The organism is Myxococcus sp. CA023, from assembly GCF_010998615.1.
Lineage (GTDB): Bacteria > Myxococcota > Myxococcia > Myxococcales > Myxococcaceae > Myxococcus.
This window is the reverse complement of the sequence record NZ_JAAEAH010000190.1, coordinates 1-478: the sequence shown is the minus strand read 5'-3', so window position 1 is coordinate 478 and position 478 is coordinate 1. Positions and strand designations below refer to the sequence as shown.

Genomic DNA, 478 nt, shown 5'->3' with positions numbered 1-478 from the left:
CGTGTGGAATGCCACGGCCACCTTCGTGGCGGTGATCCTCATCAGCCTGCTGCTCGATGAAGCGGGCTTCTTCGAATGGGCGGCTTTGCACATGGCGCGCTGGGGCGGTGGCCAGGGGCGGCGGCTGTTCGCGCTCATCGTGCTGTTGGGCGCTGCCGTGTCGGCGCTGTTCGCCAACGATGGCGCTGCGCTGATCCTGACCCCCATCGTCATGGCCATGCTGGTGGCGCTGGGCTTCTCGCCCGCGGCCACGCTGGCTTTCGTGATGGCCGCGGGCTTCATCGCCGATACGGCGAGCCTGCCGTTGGTGGTTTCCAACCTGGTCAACATCGTGTCGGCCGATTACTTCGAGATCGGCTTCAACCGCTACGCATCGGTGATGGTGCCGGTGAACATCGCCGCCGTGCTGTCGAGCCTCGTCGTGCTGCTGCTGGCCTTCGGGCGCGATGTCCCGGCCCGGTACGACGCATCGCAGCTC

1 protein-coding gene is annotated in these 478 nt (G+C 66.5%); it reads left to right on the top strand.

Annotated features, from left to right (window positions below):
* On the top strand, window positions 1-478 hold a 478-nt coding region (locus tag F8M74_RS37215; protein ID WP_256368049.1), incomplete at both ends, for an ArsB/NhaD family transporter.